This window comes from Roseovarius sp. MBR-154 (genome assembly GCF_053628595.1).
The window spans coordinates 71,239-89,868 of record NZ_JBRJGR010000001.1 but is presented as its reverse complement, the minus strand read 5'-3'; the positions used below and the strand labels follow the sequence as shown (position 1 = coordinate 89,868).

Below are 18,630 nucleotides of genomic sequence, written 5' to 3'. Positions count from 1 at the left end.
TCCCGACACAAGCGCGTGTGGGGCATGTGTTTGGGGCTGGCACCGGCCGAGCATCGCCTCTACCTCTGCGAGAATGAATGACCACCGCCTGACCTTCACCGGCCCTGCCGCGAGGCTGCAATACATGCTCCTGATGGGGCTTTTCCGGCTGGCGGTGACACGCGCTCTCTATGGCCGGTTCGCGCGCGGACTGGGGCGGGTGTTCGGCCCGCATACGGCGGTGTTTCTGCACGAGGGGGGGGCGCCGCCCTACCGCATCGCCCTGAATGACGGTTACTGGACGCGCTTTGCGCTCTACCGCGCCCCCTACGAGCCCGAGGTTGCCCGCGTTCTGACGGCCGCCTCGGGCGCCACGCCGCTGTTTTGTGATCTGGGGGCGAACAAGGGGTACTGGACAACGCGCGCCGCGCCGCATTTCGAGCAGGTGATCGCGGTCGAGGCCTCGGCGAAGACCTTTGCGGAGCTGTCGGGAAATGCCCGCGACCTGCCCAATGTCACCCTGCACCGTGCTGCCATTCATGCCCGCTCGGGCGAGGAGATGCGTTTCGTCAACACCCATCTCAGCCACGCCTCGGCCCGGCTGGAAGCGGACATGCCTGCAGGTGGACTGGACCGTATAGAGCGGGTCGAGACGCTGGCGGTTGACGATCTGGTCCCTAAGGGTGTCGCCGCCCTGATCAAGCTCGATGTCGAGGGGGCCGAGATCGCCGCCATAGAGGGTGCCACCCGGACCATCGCGGATGGCGCGGTCCTGATCTACGAGGATCACGGCGACGATCTCGCCTGCACGGTCAGCGCGCATCTGCTCTCGGACCCCGACATGCGGCTCTATTCGATAGAGACCGGCCTGATCCCGATGTCAGATCTCGCCACGATTCGCGCCCGCAAGACTGACACTTACAAGGGTTACAATTTTCTTGCTGCGCGAGAGGATTCAAAGCTTCTGGCGCGGATCGCGCAGGGCTTTGCAAATCCCGCGCAGTCGCGCTAGTCAAAGCCACCACCTGATCCGGAGGCCGCATGACCACCCCCCGCGCCTGGCAAAAGATGCTCTCGGGCCGCAGGCTCGACCTGCTCGATCCCACACCGGTCGATATCGAGATCGAGGATATCGCCCACGGGCTCAGCTTTGTGGCGCGCTGGAATGGGCAGACCCTAGGTGATTTCGCCTATTCCGTGGCCGAGCACTCCTTGTTGGTCGAACGGCTCTATGCCCGCCTCAACCCGCGCGCGCCCGCCAAATGGCGGCTTGCGGCACTTTTGCACGATGCCCCCGAATACGTGATCGGAGACATGATATCGCCAGTCAAGAACGCCGTCGGGCCGGGCTATGATGAGCTCGACAAGCGGCTGGCGGCGGCGGTGCATATTCGCTTTGGCCTGCCTGCCACGATCCCCGCCAGTGTCAAAAAGCAGATCAAGCGCGCCGACAAGCTCAGCGCCTGGATGGAAGCCACCGAAATCGCAGGCTTTACCAAAGCCGAGGCGGATCGCTTCTTCGGCACGCCCGACCCCCAGACCATCCGCGACCTCACCATCACCCTGCGTCCGCCCACCGAGACACGTGCCGCCTATACCGCGCGGCATCATGCCCTGATGGCCGAAATGGGCTGAGCCGCAGACCCGTGGTCAGAGAGGTTTGCGCCGGGCGATCGCCAGGCCCCAGTCGATCTTCGACTGCACGCCGTTCAAGTCCTGATACACTGGCAGCCCCAGTTCCAGCCCGATCAGGTGCCCCTCGAGAACGCCCCGCCGGGGTGTCAGATCGGCGCCTGCGTAGAGCGTTACGTGATTGCCGCCATAATTGCACGTACCGGCCCCCAGCGACGGACCCATGATCTGTACGTCGCGCCCATGGATGCGGCCCTCGTGGCGCATTTCAGCCCGTCCTGAATAGCTGAGCCAAGGGGCAGCGCGATAGCTGAGCCAGCCGGAAAATGCCGCTTCGTGACCGCGTCGATAGCCCGCATCGTTGCGGTCGAGCCGGAGGGCGCCGCGCACCTGTCCGCCCCAGTTGACCGCACCGCGCCCGGTCTCCCATGTCAGGCTGGGATGCAGGTCGTAGGTGCCCGAGCCAAGCTGCATCGAATAGGCGAGCCGCATGGTGGGGGTGGTGCCCATCGGGCTGAGCATCTGGCCGGTTTCGGTGATCGAGCCGGTGGGAAGGCTGAGCCCGAGACCGAGTGCTGCGCGGCTGCGCCCGTCCTCGTGCAGCGACCAGAGCGCACCGAGCCGGATATCGCCCATACCGTCCGATGTCGTGGTGCTCTCGCCCAGCACCGTGGTGCCGATGGGCCCGGCATAGGTGCGCATGGTCATGGATTTGCGGATATAGGGCAGCATCCCCATCAGGCTAAGCCGCTCGCTCACGTCGTACATCGCGCCCAGCATGTGCATCTGGCCGGTCATCTCGACCGGGGAAACCCGGATGGTCAAGGGTTCGTTTGAGCATTGTGTCGTCCTTTGAGAACGGGCGCGCAGGGGCGGCCCGGTGATCTGTCATGATGGGGTCAGGGTCAGATCAGACGACGGGGGGCGCGCGGGGTCGGTGCGCAGGGGGCGTCGGCCGCGTGACGCGGGATGGATGGCCGACCTGGGGGATCAAGGCGACAAGCCGCCCGGTCGGGGCGGGAACGCCGAGATCGGGCAGATTCAGCGCGGCGGTGATGCCGAAGGTGGGGCAGGGATCGTGAGCGGCGCCCTCGACCGGGTCTGCCGGGCTGTCGCCGCCGATGGGGATATAGATGATTTCCGATCCGGTGCAGATCGCCCTCATGCCGGGGCCGGGGGCGGTGCCCGCTATCACCATCGGGAGGGCCGCCTCCCACGGGGCAAGGACCAGCGCCATCAGCACCGATATGCCGCCGCGCGCCCACGCTGTCCTGATGTGGGGACTAAACCGCGTGCCTGCCCGTCACTTTTGCGGGATAGTTATATGGATGAACACGAATTTGTGAAGTCGAAACCAGACCCTTGGTCCGATTTGCCGCAGGGCGGCGGGCTATGTGGCTGGCCCGTCAAGCGCCTGCAGAAATCCTGTTGAAAACGTGTCGGATGGAGTGGCCGTAGGGGGGCTGGCATGGGCCGTTCGGGCCAGTCATCCCGGGGCTCGCGACTGTCCGTCTGCCCGCTGGAGAGGGCGTCAGGGTCGAGAACCTGAATGGGGAAAGCCCGCACCGGATGTCCCGCTGGAGATGCATGCCGCCCCTGTGTGGGGGAACGGATGCACGGGTGGGCCCGTCAGGCGCGCATGCCAGTTATCCCTGGGCAGGCAGGGGCGGTGCGCGCGGGCTGTAGGCCGCGCAGGGGGGCTGCGCGGCGGCGCAGGGCACGTCAGTGCGCGCCGTGATGTAGGAAAAGGCGACAATCCTCGCCGCAAGGTCGACCACAATGTCGGTCAGCGCGGCGGGCGATTTGAAGAACGGGCAGGGCGTGCCGAGATGCGGGCCGTCGTGATCATGCGCCGCCTCGGTCGGGCCGGGCTCTGCGGTATGGTCCTCGACGAGGCACAGCTCTCCACCCAGTGCCAGCGCCTCGATGCGCAGCGCCTCTTGCGCGCGCTCGGCGGCGCGGGCGGCATCGGCCAGCTCGTGCTGACACTCGACGGCGGCGGCGGTTGCGACGCGCAGGCTGAGCAGCAGGATCAGAAGGGCCGGTGCGATACCGACCTTCCGCAAACCTGCCATGAGTGCGCCTATGCTCAACACATCAAATCCCCGGGCCTAATGGCCGGTCTGGTCCAAAATCAGGCGCGGGAGCGAGTAATGAAGTGACCGCGCAGGAAAAGGTTAGCCAGCGATGCGATTTTCGTCAAGCCTGCGGGTGCGGCGGCCTAGCCCTTTTGGCGTTGCCGCCAGAGGGTGAAGAGCCCCGCCCCCACGATCAGCGCCGTGCCGACTGCCACGTTGAGGCGGATGGTCTCGGAAAAGACCAGGATACCGAGGGTGCTGGCGAAGACCAGTTGCAGATAGGCGAAGGGCTGCACCGCGCTCGCCTCGGCCACCTCGTAGCATTTGATCAGCGTGTAATGCCCCGCCGCGCCGGTGATGCAGAGCGCCCCCATCCAGACCCAGTCGGGGCCGGTCATCGGTTCCCAGAACCAGGCGCCGACGGCGGTCATTGCGACCGAGCCCACTGTTCCGGTCCAGAAGAACGAGGTGGCTGCGCTGTCGCGCCTTGCCACGAACCGAGTGAGCAGCCCGTAGAGGGCGAACATCAGCGCCGCGATGAACGGCACTACGGCGGCGGGCTGGAACACGCCGAAGCCGGGCTCGAGTATGATGGTCACGCCGACAAAGCCGACGGCGATGGCGACCCATCTGCGCCAGCCAACGCGTTCGCCTAGCACTGGGCCGGAGAGGGCGGCGATGAGAAGCGGGTAGGCGGCAAACACCGCGTGGCTCTCGACCAGACCGAGGAGGGTGAAGCCGTAGATCATCACGCAGATCTCGGCCACCAGCAGCAGCGCGCGAAAGCCCTGCATCAGGGGCTGCGAGGTGGCGGCGGCGCTGCGCAGCCCGCCCGCCTTGCGCGTGGCGATGGTGATCACGAAGGCGGCGAAGAACCAGTAGCGGATCATCACCACCATGAAGACGTTGTACTCGCCTGCCAGATGCCGCGAGATGCCATCCTGCGCCGCGAAGATGAAGGTGGTCAGCACCATCAGCCAGATGCCGAGCCGGGTATTCTGGACTGTCATGCCTTGCCTTTCACCGCGACGGTCATGTGCCGTTTGCGACCATATCCCGCCTGACGGGTAACAGAAAGCCCCGCCGCCTCAAGCCCTCGGCGCACGAAACCCGCTGCCGTGTAGGTGGCCGCCGTGCCGCCGGGTGCCGTGTGGCGGGCGACTTCGGCCATCAGTTCGGGCTGCCAGAGTTCGGGGTTCTTGGCGGGGGAAAAGCCGTCGAGAAACCACGCATCCGCCGTGCCCGGCCAAGGCTTTAGCGTGTCGCGGGCATCGCCGGTGATCAGCGTGAAATGCAGGTCCGGCAGGGTGATTTCCTGCGTTTGGCCCTGCCAGCAGGGGGCAAGGTCCGCGGCGACCGGTGCAAGTTCCGCAAAGCGGCTTTGCGCGCGGCGCATGTCGTCAGGAGCCATCGGAAAGGCTTCGAAGGAGGTGAATTGCAGCCGTCCGGGGGCCTGAGCGGCGCGCCATGCCGCAAGTGTCGCAAGCAGGTTCAGCCCGGTGCCGAAGCCCAGTTCGGCGATATGGAAGCCGTCGCGGAACCGGGCCGGCAGGCCGTTGCCCTCAAGAAAGACATGGCGGGTCTCGGCGAGGCCATTTTCGAGACTGAAATAGGGATCGTCGAAGCGGGTCGAGACCGGCACATCGCCGTCACGCCAGGCAAGGTCAGCGGGATGGTCCTGCATGCGGCGATCCTCTAGAACGGGGGCGAATGCGCGCGACCATGGCGCGCGGCAAGGGGATTGGCAATGGTCGATATCACGGTCAGGGGTGCGGGAATTTTCGGGCTGTCGGTGGCCTGGTCCTGCGCGCGGCGGGGTGCGCGGGTGCGGGTGATCGACCCGTTTGGCCCCGGTGCCGGGGCCTCGGGCGGGGTGGTCGGCGCATTGGCCCCGCATGTGCCCGAGAACTGGAACGACAAGAAGGCGTTTCAATTCGAGAGCCTGATCATGGCCGGGCCGTTCTGGGCCGGGGTGGCCGAGGCCGGGGGCGTCTCGCCGGGCTATGCGCGGCTGGGCCGGGTGCAGCCGGTGATGGACGAGGCGGGGCTGGCGCTGGCCCGCGCGCGCGAGGCCAGCGCGGCGACGCTGTGGCAGGGGCAGGCGGAGTGGCGCGTGGAGGCGGCAGGCGGCGCGTGGTGCCCGGAGAGCCCCACCGGGTATGTGATCCGCGACACGCTAAGCGCGCGGCTGCATCCGCGCCGGGCCTGTGCAGCACTGGTGGCGGCGCTGCGCGCGCGCGGCTGCGAGGTGCTGCGCGAGGGGCCGGATGCGGGCCGGGTGCTCTGGGCCACGGGCGTCGCGGGGCTGGAGGCGTTGAACGCGGGGCATTCCCGGCAGGTGGGCAACGGCGTCAAGGGTCAGGGCGCGGTGCTGGATTTCGACGCGCGCGACCTGCCGCAGCTTTTCGCCGATACGGTGCATATCGTGCCGCATGAGGACGGGACCACGGCCGTCGGCTCGACCTCGGAGCGCGACTATGACGACGCCACAAGCACCGATGCGCAACTGGACGCGGTGATCGCGCGGGCCTGCGCGGCGGTGCCTGCGCTCGGCGGTGCGCGGGTGCTGGAGCGTTGGGCCGGCGCGCGGCCCCGGACACGCTCGCGCGCGCCGATGCTGGGGGTGCATCCGCTGCAGCCGGGCACGTTCATCGCCAATGGCGGCTTCAAGATCGGGTTCGGCATGGCACCCAAGGTGGGCGAGGTGATGGCCGACCTGGTGCTCGACGGGGTAGATCGCATCCCGGATGGGTTCAGACCGGAGGCGTCGCTGTGACGGTCGGACCGGCACGACCGAGCCTGAGCGCGCTGGATCATCTGGTGCTGACGGTGTCGGATATTGAGACCACGATCGCCTTTTACGAGCACATGCTCGGCATGCAGGCCGAGCGGTTTCAACCCGTGACCGGATCCGCCCGCTGGGCGCTGCGCTTCGGGCAGCAGAAGATCAACCTGCACCCCGCCGGAGCCGAGTTCGAGCCGAAGGCCGCCTGCGCCCTGCCCGGCACGGCGGACCTGTGTTTTCTCAGCGATGTGCCGTTGGTCGCGTGGCAGGCGCATCTGGCCGCGTGCGGTGTCACGGTCGAGGCGGGGCCGGTGCGCCGGACCGGGGCTACGGGGCCGATCCTGTCGCTCTACCTGCGCGACCCGGACGGCAACCTTATCGAGATCGCGACGCCGATTGCCGATCCGGTTCGGCCCTAGTTTTCCGCCGCGCCAATGCCGCGCCCCGCCAGTTCTTGGGAAAACGGCACCGGGAGGGCCGTCTTGCCCAGTCGGGCGCGATAGGCAGGCAGGCTTTCGGCCACGCGCATCACGTAATTGCGGGTCTCGCGGAAGGGGATATGCTCGATCCAGTCGACGATCTCATGCGCGCCCTTCCCGCGCGGATCGCCATAGGTCTCGATCCATTGCGCGGCGCGGCCCGGGCCTGCGTTATACCCCACCGACATCAGCACGATGTTGCCATCGAACCGCGCGGTAAGCTGTGCCAGATACCCCGCACCCAGCCGCGCGTTGTAGACTGGTTCGTTCAGCAGATCCGCCGGGTCGTAACCCAGCCCCAGGTCGCGCGCCATGTCGCGCGCGGTGCCGGGCATGAGTTGCATCAGGCCACGCGCCCCGGCGCCGCTGACCACCACCGGGTTGAATTCGCTTTCGCGCCGGGCGATGGCGAGGGCCAATTCCATGGGGGCGGGAAGGTCCATCCCGGTCATCGGGTGGAGCGCGTAATAGGGCGCCTCGACCACGATCCCGCGCTCTGCTGCCGCCTTGCCCAGCATCACCTGAAGGTGTGGCTGTTCCAGGTCGGCGAGCATCTGCCCCATCTGGCCGAGCCCGGTGCGGTCCTGACTGTTCGCCAGATGGATGAAGAAGCGCCGCGCCAGCTCAAGGTCGCCCATGCTGAGCGCAAGCGTGCCGATTTCGTGGAGATCGGTCCGGGCGAAGGCCGCATCGCGCCAGGGCGGAAACGCCTCGGTGCCGCGCAAATTGTCATCGACGGGCAGCCCCGCCTTCTCTGCCGCGAGCAACCCATAGAAGCTGGTCTGATAGGCCGCCCCCTCGGCATAGGTCAATTGCGCGGCCTCTGTGTCGCCCAAAGCCTCCTGCGCGCGGCCGATCCAATATCCGGCACGCCCCAGCGAGATCGGCGTGCCGACCGCCGCGCGGAACCGTTGAAAATGATCCAGCGCCAAATCCGGCGCGTCGAAATGGATCAGCGCGAGATAGCCCGACAGCCATTCGAGATCGGCGTAATTCGCCCCTTCGACCAGCTGATGCACGGCAGCGATATCATAGGCGACTTGTGGCTCGCCCGCGCGCATCTTCTGCCGGGCGAGCGCACGGCGCCAGCTGGCCCATCGCTCGGGTTCGCCCAGACCGTCCTCGATCCGGCTCTGGCGCAGCAGCACGGCAATCGCCTCCTCGGGCGCGTTGCTCAGATGCCGGGTAAAAAGCTCGAACGCGATGCCGGGGTTGCGGCGCTCTGCCTCGGTCAGCCCCTCCGTCTCGCCGCGTTTCACCGTGCCGCGCGTCTCGGCCAGCGCGCGGGTCTCGGCACTTACGAGCGGCAGCATGTCCTCGACATCGCGCAAACCTCGCCAGAGCGCCATCTCAAGCCGCGCGGCGTGATGCGGGCGCAAAAGATCACCGAACTCGCGCAGAAAATCGTCATGCTCCGCCGTGCTCAGATCGAGGGTGCGCCAGGCCAGAACCACGCCCACCTCGGCCTCGCCCTGCCGTCCGCGTGCCAGCAGGGCGCGTGCGAGGTTGAGCGCGCCGGTGCCGGTCTGCGGGCGGTAGCCATCATAAAACGTCAGCACGTCATCGAAACCGGCATGGGTCATCGCCTGCTCGCTCTGGCGGCGCAGGTAATCGAGGCCGGGCCAATGCGCGTTGCGCTCCAGAAAGGCGAGAATCTCGTCCGGCTCACCTTCGCCTGCGCGCAGGCGGTACCACTCGATCAGGTCTGCCGCTGCCCGACCGTCACGCGCCGCCAGCCGCGCCGCGACCGCCCACCGGTCGCCCTGCATCGCGTCGAGCGCACTGGCCAGCGGGCGTGGGGCGATGCGCGGCACATCCACCGCCTGAGCGGCGAAAACCGGGAAAACCAGCCCGAAAACCAGCGTGAGCGCGCGCAACATCTCTTGCATTTCCCGTCATGGCGAAGGATAGACGACGCCAGCCTAGAGGGCCTGCGCGCTCGCGTCCAATGATGATGCACGCGATACTGCGCGATACGCCGCCGATGGCCACCCGGATCACCGCTGACCGGGTCCGCAACCGAAGACGTAAGGAGCGTGTCATGTTCAAAGGATCTTTTCCTGCCCTGGTCACGCCGTTCAGGAACGGCGAGCTGGATCTGGACACGCTCAAGAAACTCGTCGAGTGGCATATTGGCGAAGGCAGCCACGGCCTTGTGCCCGTGGGCACCACGGGCGAGAGCCCGACGCTGACCCATAAAGAGCACGAGACCGTCGTCGAAGAGGTCGTGCGCGCTGCCGCGGGCCGTATTCCGGTGATTGCCGGGGCGGGGTCGAACAATACGCTCGAGGCGATCCGCTTCGTGCAGCATGCCGAAAAGGTCGGGGCCGATGCCGCCCTTGTCGTGACGCCCTATTACAACAAGCCCACGCAGGGCGGCATGATCGCGCATTTCACCGCGCTGCACGAGTGCTGTGATCTGCCGATCATCATCTACAACATTCCCGGTCGCTCAGCCGTGGACATGATGCCCGATACGATGGGAGAGTTGGCCAAGCTGCCGCGCATCATCGGCGTCAAGGATGCCACCGGCGATCTGGCAAGGGTCTGCGCACAGCGGCTGACCTGCGGCAAGGATTTCATCCAGATCTCCGGCGAGGACGCCACCGCGCACGGCTTCAACGCGCAGGGCGGTGTCGGTGTCATATCGGTGACCGCGAATGTCGCGCCGAAACTGGTGGCGCAGGTGCAGGAGGCGACGCTCGCGGGCGACTATGCCACTGCGCTCGAATTGCAGGACCGGCTGATGCCGCTGCATCGTGCGATCTTTACCGAGCCGGGGCTGGTCGGCGTGAAATACGCCATGTCGCGGCTCGGGCTGTGCAGCGAAGAGGTGCGCACGCCGCTGGTGGGCCTGAGCGATCCGGTCAAGGTGCTGGTCGAGGACGGCATGCGCCACGCCGGACTGATCAACTAGGCTCTCCCGTTGAGCGATCCCCTGCCTCTTCTGCGCGTGATGTTCGACCGGGCGGTGGCCGTGGCCGACCCGATGCAGAGCCTCGCCGCCCACCTGCCGCCGCGCCCCGAGGGGCGGCTCGTGGTGGTCGGCGCGGGCAAGGCGAGCGCGCGCATGGCCGAGGCGGTCGAGGCCGTCTATGGCCCCTGCGAGGGGCTGGTGATCACGCGCTACGGTTATGGGCGGCCCTGCAAGGGCATCGAGATCGTCGAGGCCGCGCATCCGGTGCCCGATGCGGCAGGCATGCAGGCCACAGCGCGGATGCTCGACCTCGTGGCGGGTCTTGGAGAGGCAGATATGGTGCTGGCGCTTATCTCCGGCGGGGCGTCGTCACTGCTGGTGCAGCCCGCGGGTACGATGACACTGGCCGAGAAACAGGCCGTCAACGCCGCCTTGCTGGCCTCGGGCGCGCCCATCGGCAAGATGAACCTGCTGCGCAAGCATCTCAGCCGGGTGAAGGGCGGGCAGCTGGCCGCCGCCGCCTATCCGGCCCGGATGCTGGCGCTGATGATCTCGGACGTGCCGGGCGACGACCCGGCGATGATAGGCTCCGGCCCCACCGTGGGCGAGGCCTCGACACCCGAAGACGCAAGGCAGATCGTGGCGACCTTCGGCATCGACCTGCCCGCCTCGGCGCAGGCGGTGCTGGATGCGCCCACCAGCGTGATCGCACCGGATGATCCGCGCCTGTCGCGGGTCGAGAACGTGATCTACGCCGCCCCCGCCCAATCGCTGGAGGCCGCCGCCGAAATCGCCCGCGAAGACGGCATCGAGGTGCGCAGCCTCGGCGACGCGCTGGAAGGCGAGGCCCGCGTTATTGCGCGTGCCCATGCCGCCGAAGCGCGCGCGGTTCAGGCTGCGCTCGCACCCGGTGCGGCCCCCGTGCTGCTCCTCTCCGGCGGTGAGTTGACGGTGACGCGGCGCGGCGACGGCGTGGGCGGACCCAACGCGGAATATGCGCTGGCACTGGCGCTGGCGCTCGATGGCGCACCGGGCATCCATGCCATCGCCTGCGATACCGACGGTGTCGACGGCGCGGCAGAGGTGGCGGGCGCGGTGATCCATCCCGAGACGCTGACCGAGGCCGCCAAACGCGGGGCCGATCCGCAGCTTGCGCTTGACCGGAACGACGCGCACAGCTTCTTTGCGACGCTTGACGATCAGGTCGTTCCCGGTCCGACCCTGACCAATGTGAACGACTTTCGCGCCATCCTGATTGCGCCTCTCTGACGCGAGGTCGGCGAAGGGATTCAAGTTTAGAGTCGCTATTAAGTCCGGAATTTGCGATACTTTCCTTTGTTTTGAAAGGAGTTTTCGCATGAAGCGCCGTTTCCTTCTTGCCACCATCGCCGCCGTGACGGTGGCCGCCGCCCTGCCCGCCCTCGCCGCCCCCACGCGGCTGAGCGCCTCTGAGATCGAAACGCTGTTGGCAGGCAACACGATTTCCGGCAGCTGGTCGGGCACCGCCTATCGCCAGTATTTCGCCACTGACGGGACGACCCTGTATGTCCCCGATGGCGGGGAAGGCGATGAGGGAAAATGGCGCGTGAACCCGGACACCAACGAGTATGAAAGCTGGTGGCGTAGCACCGGCTGGACGCCGTATGCCATGGTCCGCACCGACGAGGGCGGCTACGCTTGGGTGAATGGCGACCGGCTGGAGCCGTTCACGGTGCAGAAGGGACGGCAACTGGAATAGCGCCGCTCAAGGCTTGCAGGAGGCGCGGTCAGCCGCGCCGGATATCCGCACCAAGTGTCGCCATCAGCGGCTCGAAGATCGGGAAGGACGTGGCGATCGGACTGCCGTCATCGACGCTGACGGGGTGTTGCGTGGCCATGCCCATCACCATGAACGACATCGCGATGCGGTGATCGAGATGGCTGGCGCAGGTCTGACCACCGGGCACATTGCCGTGCCCCAAGCCATGCACGATCCACCAGTCGGGGCCATCCTCGACGGTCACACCTCCTGCGCGCAGCCCAGCCGCCATCGCCTCGATCCGGTCGCTTTCCTTGACGCGCAATTCCTTGACGCCGCGCATCACTGTCTGGCCGGTCGCAAAACCCGCCACCACCGACAGGACGGGATATTCGTCGATCATGCTCGCGGCGCGCTCGGGCGGCACCTCGACGCCCCGCAGATCGGGTGAAAACCGCGCGCGCAGGTCGGCCACCGGCTCGCCGCCTTCCTCGCGCAGGTTCTCATACTCCAGACCGGCCCCCATCTCGCGCAGCGTTGTGAAGAGGCCCGCGCGCGTCGGGTTGAGCCCGATATTGGGCACCAGCACATCAGAGCCGGGCGTGATGATCGCCGCGCAGACCGGAAACGCCGCCGACGAGGGATCGCGCGGCACGACGATGCTCTGCGGGCGCAACTCCGGCTGCCCGGTCAGGGTAATGACACGGCCCTCCTCGGTCTTTTCCGTGACGATCTTTGCCCCGAACCCGGCCAGCATGCGTTCGGTATGATCGCGGGTCGCTTCCTTTTCGATCACCACCGTTTCGCCCGGCGCGTTCAACCCGGCCAGCAATACGGCGGATTTCACCTGCGCCGAGGGCACAGGCACCTCGTAGCGCACCGGCACCGGCTCGGCGGCACCCACCACGGTCATCGGCAACCGGCCCCCCGCGCGCCCCACCGCCTGCGCGCCAAAGAGCGCCAGAGGGTCGGTCACGCGCGCCATCGGCCGTTTGTTGAGGCTCGCGTCGCCGGTGAAGGTGGCGCAGATCGGCGAGGTCGCCATCGCCCCCATGATCAGCCGCACCCCGGTGCCGGAATTGCCGCAGTCGATCACCTGTTCGGGCTCGGCAAAGCCCCCCACGCCGACGCCATGCACATGCCATGTGCCGCTCTCGTCACGCGTCACCCCTGCCCCAAAAGCGCGCATCGCCTTGGCGGTATCCAGAACGTCCTCGCCCTCCAGAAGCCCGGTGATCACCGTCTCGCCGACGCAGAGTGCGCCGAGGATAAGCGCGCGGTGCGAGATCGACTTGTCCCCCGGCACATCTGCCTGACCGCTGAGAGGCCCGGATCTGTGCGAAGTCATGGGAACGGGCGTGGCGTGGCCGGACATGGGCGGCGGTCTCCTGCAAAACGCGAAATCGCCTGCCTGATAGCGCAGGCAGGCGACCTCGTCCATCGCTCTTGGGTTTTGCTCAGCCCATGTCGAATTGCAGCGGGCGGATCTGCTGGAACTTCCCCGTCGCGTGCAGCGCCTTGATCGCGGTCTCGGGTACCGGCGCGTCGACATAAAGCAGCGCGATCGCCTCGCCGCCCGCATCAGATCGGCCGAGGGTGAAGTTGGCGATATTGACGCCGTGATCGCCCATGGTCTGGCCCAAGGTACCGATGATGCCCGGCACGTCCTCATTGGTGGTATAGAGCATGTGCTGCCCGATCTCGGCGTCGATATTGATGCCCTTGATCTGGATGAAGCGCGGTTTGCCATCGCTGAACACCGTGCCGCCGATCGACCGCTCGCGCTTGTCGGTGACCACGGTGATCTTGATATAGCCCTCAAAGGCACCCGACTTGTCCTGCTTGGTGGTGCTGATCTTGACCCCGCGCTCCTTGGCCACGACGGGGGCGGAAACCATGTTCACCTCGGGGTTCACCGATTTCATGATCCCCGCCACGGCGGCAGATGTCAGCGCGCCGAGGTTCATCTCGCTTGCCACACCATCGTAAAGGATGTTGATCGCCTTGATCGGCTCGTCGGTCATCTGGCCGATGAAATTGCCCAGGTGATCCGACAGCTTGATCCACGGCCCCATGACCTTGGCCTCTTCGGCTGTCACCGAGGGCATGTTGAGCGCGTTGGTCACAGCGCCCGTCAGCAGGTAATCCGACATCTGTTCGGCCACCTGCAGGGCGACGTTTTCCTGCGCCTCGGTGGTGGCCGCGCCCAGATGCGGGGTGCAGACCACGTTGGGCAGTCCGAAAAGCGGGTTTTCCGTCGCGGGTTCCTCGGCGAACACATCAAAGCCTGCGCCCCCCACATGGCCCGATTTCAAGAGATCGGCGAGGGCCTGCTCATCCACCAGCCCACCGCGCGCGCAGTTGATGACGCGGACGCCCTTCTTGGTCTTCTCCAGGTTCTCGCGGCTCAGGATATTGCGCGTCTGATCGGTGAGTGGAACATGCAGGGTGATGAAATCGGCACGCTTGAGCAGGTCTTCAAGCTCGACCTTCTCCACCCCCATCTTGTCGGCCTTTTCCTGACCGAGGAACGGGTCATAGGCCACCACCTTCATCTTCAGCCCGCGCGCGCGGTCGCAGACGATGCCGCCGATATTGCCTGCACCGATAACGCCCAGCGTCTTGCCGGTCAGTTCTACGCCCATGAATCGCGACTTTTCCCATTTTCCGGCCTGCGTGGAGGCTGACGCCTCGGGGATCTGCCGCGCGACGGCGAACATCATCGCGATGGCGTGCTCGGCGGTGGTGATCATGTTGCCGAAGGGCGTGTTCATCACGATCACGCCCTTTTTCGAGGCCGCCGCCTTGTCGATATTGTCGGTGCCGATGCCTGCCCGCGCGATCACCTTGAGCTTATGTGCATTGGCGAGGATCTTTTCCGTGACCTTGGTGGCGGAGCGGATCGCCAGGCCGTCATACTCGCCGATCACCTCGGCCAGCCTGTCCTTGTCCTTGCCGAGGTCGGGCTGGAAATCCACGTCGATGCCGCGATCGCGAAAGATCTGCACGGCGGTTTCAGAGAGTTTGTCGGAGACGAGAACCTTGGGAGCCATCTGTCTGGTCCTTTATGTTTGAAAATCGGGCATGTTGGGTTGGAACCCCACCCTACAGCGGATGCGTAGGGTGGGGCTTTACCCCACCTCAGGCGGTCGCGATTTCGGCTTCAAAAGCCCATTCGACCCACGGCATCAGCGCCGCCACATCGGCGGTCTCGACCGTGCCACCACACCAGATGCGCAGCCCCGGGGGCGCGTCGCGATAGGCGCCTATGTCATAGGCCACGCCCTCGGCCTCGAGCCGCTTGGCCACCGCCTTGGCAAAACCCGCGCCGTCCGTGATGCGCTCATCGGTGAATTTGAGGCACACCGAGGTGTTGGAGCGGATCGCCGGTTCATGCGCGAGAAAGGCCAGCCAGGGGTGCCCGGCGACAAACGCCTGCACGGCGGCGAGGTTGGCATAGGCCCGCTCGCGCAACCCGTCGAGCCCACCCACCGAGCGCGCCCAGTCGAGCGCCAGCAGGTAATCCTCGACCGCCAGCATCGACGGCGTATTGATCGTCTCGCCGACAAAGACGCCCTCGATCAGCTTGCCGCCCTTGGTCAGGCGGAAGATCTTGGGCAGCGGCCAGGGCGGCGTGTAGCTTTCCAGCCGCTCCACCGCGCGGGGGCTGAGGATGATCATGCCATGCGCGGCCTCGCCGCCCAGCACCTTCTGCCAAGAGAAGGTGGTGACATCCAGCTTGTCCCAGGGCAGGGCCTGCGCAAAGGCGGCGGACGTGGCGTCGCAGATCGTCAGACCTGCGCGGTCCGCCTTGATCCAGTCGCCATTGGGCACGCGCACGCCCGAGGTGGTGCCGTTCCATGTGAACACCACGTCATTGTCGGTATCGACCGCGTCGAGATCGACGATCTCGCCATAATCGGCGGTCTTGACCTCGGCCTCGAGTTTCAACTGCTTGACCGCGTCGGTGACCCAGCCCGCGCCAAAGCTTTCCCAGGCCAGCATCTCGACCTTACGCTCGCCCAGCAGGTTCCACATCGCCATTTCCACGGCCCCGGTATCCGAGGCGGGCACGATGCCGATGCGGTAGTCGTCGGGGATGACGAGAATGTCGCGGGTGCCCTCGATGGCGGCCTTGAGCTTGGCCTTGCCGACAGCGGCGCGATGGCTGCGGCCCAAGGGCGCATCCGACAGCTTGTTCAATTCGAAAACGGGGGGTTTGGCGCAGGGGCCAGAGGAAAAACGCGGATTGGCCGGCCGCGTCGCCGGTTGTTCAATAGCCATTGCTGCTATCCTTCCAGATAAGCGCCCCTCGTTGGGGAGGGGTGTCCCACCTGCGGGATTACGGCTGCGCGGAGCGTTTCGCAAGTGCAGAAATGACGCAGGAGCGAAAAAGACGGTCGTTTTCGGCGCAGTGACATCGCCCGCGTTTCTCATCGGAACGCGCCGCATCTGATGGGATCAGCGCAGGCCCGGGAACCGGGCCACCGACACATCCGCCGCTTCAAGCTCCGCGCGCAGCCCGCGCGCGATGTCGACCGCCTCGGGCGTGTCGCCATGCAGGCAGATCGTGTCGATCCGGGTGGCGATATGCTTACCGCTTTCGGCGATGATCGCGCCCGCGCGAATCATCTCGAGGATACGGGCGGCGGCGCAGGCCGGATCATGAATCACCGCGCCCGGCTTGCGCCGGTCGACCAGCGTGCAATCGTCGTTATAGGCGCGGTCGGCAAAGATCTCGCAGGCCATGCGCGCGCCGAGATCGCGGGCGGCAACCTCCTGCGCAGTGCCGGCAAGCACCATCACGATGATCTCGGGATCGACCGAAAGTGCTGCGGCATAGGCGGCGCGGGCAAGTTCCGCGTCCTCGGAGGCCATGTTGGCGAGCGCGCCGTGCAGTTTCAGGTGGCGCACCGCGCCCCCCGCCGCCCGCGCCATCGCCTGTGCTGCCCCCAACTGATAGCGCACGAGATTGCCGAGCGTCTCATGCGCCAGGTCGATGCGGCGGCGACCAAAGCCTTGCAGGTCAGCAAAGCCGGGATGCGCGCCGATGCCCACGTCACGCGCAACGGCGCCCGCCATGGTCCGTGCCATCACGTCCGGATCGCCCGCGTGAAAGCCGCAGGCGATATTGGCGGAACTGACCACCTCCAGCAGGGCGGCATCGTCGCCCATGGTCCAGGGACCAAAGCTCTCGCTCATGTCTGCATTCAGATCGACGCTTGCTTGCATGGGTCAGGTCTCCTCGTCTTGGCCTGCGGTGACACCGCTGATGAGTTGATAGGACAGCAGATCGCGGATGTCATTGGGGTCGCGCACAAGATGGTCGAGTTTTGACCGCAACCCCTTGCGGGTGGTCTCGGCGGCGCGTTCGGCCGCGAGACCCTCCTCGGGCGTGACAAAACGAAACCGCAACTGCGCGCCCGGTTGCGCCTGCGCCACGCGCGGCAGGTCGCAGGGCAGGACCGACCCGATGCGCGGATAGCCACCCGTGGTCTGGCATTCAGCCATCAGCACGAATGGCGCGCCGTCGCCGGTGATCTGGATATCGCCCGGCACGATCACCTCGGACAGGACCGACAGCCCGGCCACACTGGCAAAGCCTTCACCGTCGGGATCGAAGCGCACGCCCATCCGGTTGCCGCGCGCGGCGCGGGTGAACTGCGTGGCCTCAAAGCGGGTAATCTCCTCATCTGGGAAAAACCCGGTCTGAAAGCCCGGCACGACCCGCACCGTGCCCCCATCGAACCGGTCATCCGTGGGCAGGACAAGTCCGGTCTCGCCCCCGGTCCGATCCTCACCCAAAGGCAGATCGTCGCCCGCCGCGATCAGCGCGCCAAGCCCCGCCGCAAGATGCGCCGAGCGCGCGCCGAGACGCTCGGGCGTGGCGATGCCGCCGCCCAGATGCAGGTAGCCATAGACGCCGCGCGTCGCCGCCCCGATGCTGAGGCGGCTACCCGCATGCAACAGATGCGAGGCGTTCCAGGCCAGCGGCGCGCCATCCACGCTTGCCCGCATCGGCACGCCGGTCAGGGCGATGCGGGTATCGTGGCTGACCTCGAAACTGCCGCCCATGCCCGCCATTTCCAGCGCCGCCAGCCCCTCGGGCTGATGCAAGAGCGCCGCGCCCTCGGCCATGGCGAGCCGGTCCGCTGCGCCGCCACGCGAGAGGCCAAAGGCGAGGTATCCGGGCCGGCCAAGGTCCTGCACGCTGATACCGGGCCCCGCGTCATGCACGATCAGGCGGCGGGTCATCGGATCACCTCGGACCGCGCGCCGCCATCGGGGCCATCCTCGCACAGGCGGTCATATGTCTCGCGGTCGGTCGCCTCAAAGATCACCTCATCGCCCGGGCGTAGGACAAAGGGCGTGTCCGAATCTGGCCGAAACAGGCGAAAGGCGGTCTGCCCGATATGCCGCCAGCCGGTGGGCGTGGTGACCGAAAAGAGCACCAACTGCCGGATCGCCACGGTCAGCGCGCCAATCGGCACCCGGTCGGTGAGCGCGGTCTGACGGGGGATGTCCCACGCCTCCGGCAATTCGCCCAGATAGGGCTGGCCGGGGGCGAATCCGATGGTCTGCACGCGCACGCGGCTGCTGGCGATTTCCTGCGCCGCAGCCTGCTCTGTCAGCCCTGCCGCTTCTGCCGCCTCGGCCAGTTGCGGAGCCAAATCGGTGCCGTAGACGGTGGGAATGCGCCAGAACCTGCGCCCCTCGGGAAGATCGGCGGCATACCAGTCGCGGCTGTCGAGCAGCGTCTGGAGATCACCGCGCAGATCCTCTGTGTCCACTCGCAGCGCATCGAAGCGCAGGAAGGTCGAGACCAGAGAGGTGGTGCTTTCTTCGACGCCTTTGGGCGTGGCCTGCTCCACCGCCGCGCGAAAGGCGAGGGCTGCGCGGTTGGCTGGCTCGCTCAACGTCTCACCGAAGGAGACGAGCAGACCATCGAACCCCACCCGCCCGATCCGGGGATAGGGTGCATCGGCGCACATGTCTTGATCCGTCTCGCTCACGGGGCGGTG

19 protein-coding genes are annotated in these 18,630 nt (G+C 66.7%); 7 read left to right on the top strand and 12 right to left on the bottom strand.

Going from position 1 to position 18,630, the window contains the following annotated elements:
• The first annotated feature begins 73 nt into the window (after positions 1 to 73).
• Both ACSSV4_RS00420 and ACSSV4_RS00415 read left to right on the top strand, forming a co-directional pair.
• Positions 74 to 991, top strand: coding sequence for an FkbM family methyltransferase (locus ACSSV4_RS00420; protein WP_454272672.1), 918 nt, complete (start codon positions 74 to 76; stop codon positions 989 to 991).
• 29 nt (positions 992 to 1,020) lie between these two features.
• Entirely contained in the window at positions 1,021 to 1,614 is a 594-nt protein-coding gene (locus tag ACSSV4_RS00415; protein WP_454272670.1) for an HD domain-containing protein, read from the top strand.
• Between the two features lie 15 nt (positions 1,615 to 1,629).
• Here the strand turns inward: ACSSV4_RS00415 and ACSSV4_RS00410 are convergent, their stop codons facing one another.
• From ACSSV4_RS00410 to mnmD, 5 genes are all read right to left on the bottom strand, one after another.
• Complete coding sequence (locus ACSSV4_RS00410; protein ID WP_454272668.1) at positions 1,630 to 2,409, bottom strand: transporter; 780 nt, start codon at positions 2,407 to 2,409, stop codon at positions 1,630 to 1,632.
• 112 nt (positions 2,410 to 2,521) lie between these two features.
• Entirely contained in the window at positions 2,522 to 2,848 is a 327-nt protein-coding gene (locus ACSSV4_RS00405) for a hypothetical protein (RefSeq protein ID WP_454272667.1), read from the bottom strand.
• A gap of 409 nt (positions 2,849 to 3,257) precedes the next feature.
• Complete coding sequence (locus tag ACSSV4_RS00400) at positions 3,258 to 3,686, bottom strand: hypothetical protein (protein WP_454272665.1); 429 nt, start codon at positions 3,684 to 3,686, stop codon at positions 3,258 to 3,260.
• A gap of 146 nt (positions 3,687 to 3,832) precedes the next feature.
• Complete coding sequence (locus ACSSV4_RS00395) at positions 3,833 to 4,699, bottom strand: DMT family transporter (protein ID WP_454272663.1); 867 nt, start codon at positions 4,697 to 4,699, stop codon at positions 3,833 to 3,835.
• Positions 4,696 to 5,373 carry a tRNA (5-methylaminomethyl-2-thiouridine)(34)-methyltransferase MnmD gene (gene mnmD / locus ACSSV4_RS00390; protein WP_454272661.1) on the bottom strand — a complete coding sequence of 226 codons (678 nt, stop codon included), beginning with the start codon at positions 5,371 to 5,373 and terminating at the stop codon, positions 4,696 to 4,698. The genes ACSSV4_RS00395 and mnmD overlap by 4 nt, the downstream gene beginning before the upstream one ends.
• Positions 5,374 to 5,436: 63 nt before the next feature.
• Between mnmD and ACSSV4_RS00385 the strand changes: the two genes are divergently transcribed.
• The gene (locus tag ACSSV4_RS00385) at positions 5,437 to 6,465 is read left to right on the top strand and encodes an NAD(P)/FAD-dependent oxidoreductase (RefSeq protein ID WP_454272659.1); all 1,029 of its coding nucleotides are present in this window, start codon (positions 5,437 to 5,439) and stop codon (positions 6,463 to 6,465) included.
• On the top strand, positions 6,462 to 6,893 hold the full coding sequence (locus tag ACSSV4_RS00380; protein ID WP_454272657.1) for a VOC family protein: 432 nt from the start codon (positions 6,462 to 6,464) through the stop codon (positions 6,891 to 6,893). The genes ACSSV4_RS00385 and ACSSV4_RS00380 overlap by 4 nt, the downstream gene beginning before the upstream one ends.
• Here the strand turns inward: ACSSV4_RS00380 and ACSSV4_RS00375 are convergent.
• Positions 6,890 to 8,842: a transglycosylase SLT domain-containing protein gene (locus ACSSV4_RS00375; protein ID WP_454272656.1), complete on the bottom strand. Its 1,953-nt coding sequence runs from the start codon at positions 8,840 to 8,842 to the stop codon at positions 6,890 to 6,892. The two genes, ACSSV4_RS00380 and ACSSV4_RS00375, sit on opposite strands and share 4 nt — an antisense overlap.
• Positions 8,843 to 8,994: 152 nt before the next feature.
• On the opposite strand from ACSSV4_RS00375, the gene dapA reads away from it, so the two are divergent.
• From dapA to ACSSV4_RS00360, 3 genes are all read left to right on the top strand, one after another.
• Positions 8,995 to 9,870: a 4-hydroxy-tetrahydrodipicolinate synthase gene (dapA, locus tag ACSSV4_RS00370; RefSeq protein WP_454272654.1), complete on the top strand. Its 876-nt coding sequence runs from the start codon at positions 8,995 to 8,997 to the stop codon at positions 9,868 to 9,870.
• A gap of 39 nt (positions 9,871 to 9,909) precedes the next feature.
• Positions 9,910 to 11,139, top strand: coding sequence for a glycerate kinase type-2 family protein (locus tag ACSSV4_RS00365; RefSeq protein WP_454273373.1), 1,230 nt, complete (start codon positions 9,910 to 9,912; stop codon positions 11,137 to 11,139).
• Between the two features lie 88 nt (positions 11,140 to 11,227).
• Entirely contained in the window at positions 11,228 to 11,608 is a 381-nt protein-coding gene (locus tag ACSSV4_RS00360) for a hypothetical protein (protein WP_454272652.1), read from the top strand.
• 28 nt (positions 11,609 to 11,636) lie between these two features.
• On the opposite strand, the gene aroA is transcribed toward ACSSV4_RS00360, so the two are convergent.
• The 6 genes from aroA to ACSSV4_RS00330 form a co-directional block, all read right to left on the bottom strand.
• A complete protein-coding gene (aroA, locus tag ACSSV4_RS00355) occupies positions 11,637 to 12,983 on the bottom strand; it encodes a 3-phosphoshikimate 1-carboxyvinyltransferase (protein ID WP_454272650.1) in 1,347 nt (448 codons plus the stop codon).
• An 82-nt stretch (positions 12,984 to 13,065) separates the two neighbouring features.
• Complete coding sequence (gene serA / locus ACSSV4_RS00350) at positions 13,066 to 14,661, bottom strand: phosphoglycerate dehydrogenase (protein ID WP_454272649.1); 1,596 nt, start codon at positions 14,659 to 14,661, stop codon at positions 13,066 to 13,068.
• A gap of 88 nt (positions 14,662 to 14,749) precedes the next feature.
• Positions 14,750 to 15,892 (bottom strand): phosphoserine transaminase, encoded by a 1,143-nt coding sequence (locus ACSSV4_RS00345; protein ID WP_454272647.1) that lies wholly within the window; start codon positions 15,890 to 15,892, stop codon positions 14,750 to 14,752.
• Between the two features lie 177 nt (positions 15,893 to 16,069).
• Entirely contained in the window at positions 16,070 to 16,840 is a 771-nt protein-coding gene (locus ACSSV4_RS00340; protein WP_454272645.1) for a LamB/YcsF family protein, read from the bottom strand.
• A 3-nt stretch (positions 16,841 to 16,843) separates the two neighbouring features.
• Positions 16,844 to 17,863, bottom strand: a complete 1,020-nt coding sequence (locus tag ACSSV4_RS00335) for a 5-oxoprolinase subunit C family protein (RefSeq protein ID WP_454272644.1) — start codon at positions 17,861 to 17,863, stop codon at positions 16,844 to 16,846.
• Positions 17,860 to 18,600: a 5-oxoprolinase subunit B family protein gene (locus tag ACSSV4_RS00330; RefSeq protein ID WP_454273372.1), complete on the bottom strand. Its 741-nt coding sequence runs from the start codon at positions 18,598 to 18,600 to the stop codon at positions 17,860 to 17,862. Before ACSSV4_RS00330 ends, ACSSV4_RS00335 begins: the two co-directional genes overlap by 4 nt.
• Positions 18,601 to 18,630: the final 30 nt, after the last annotated feature.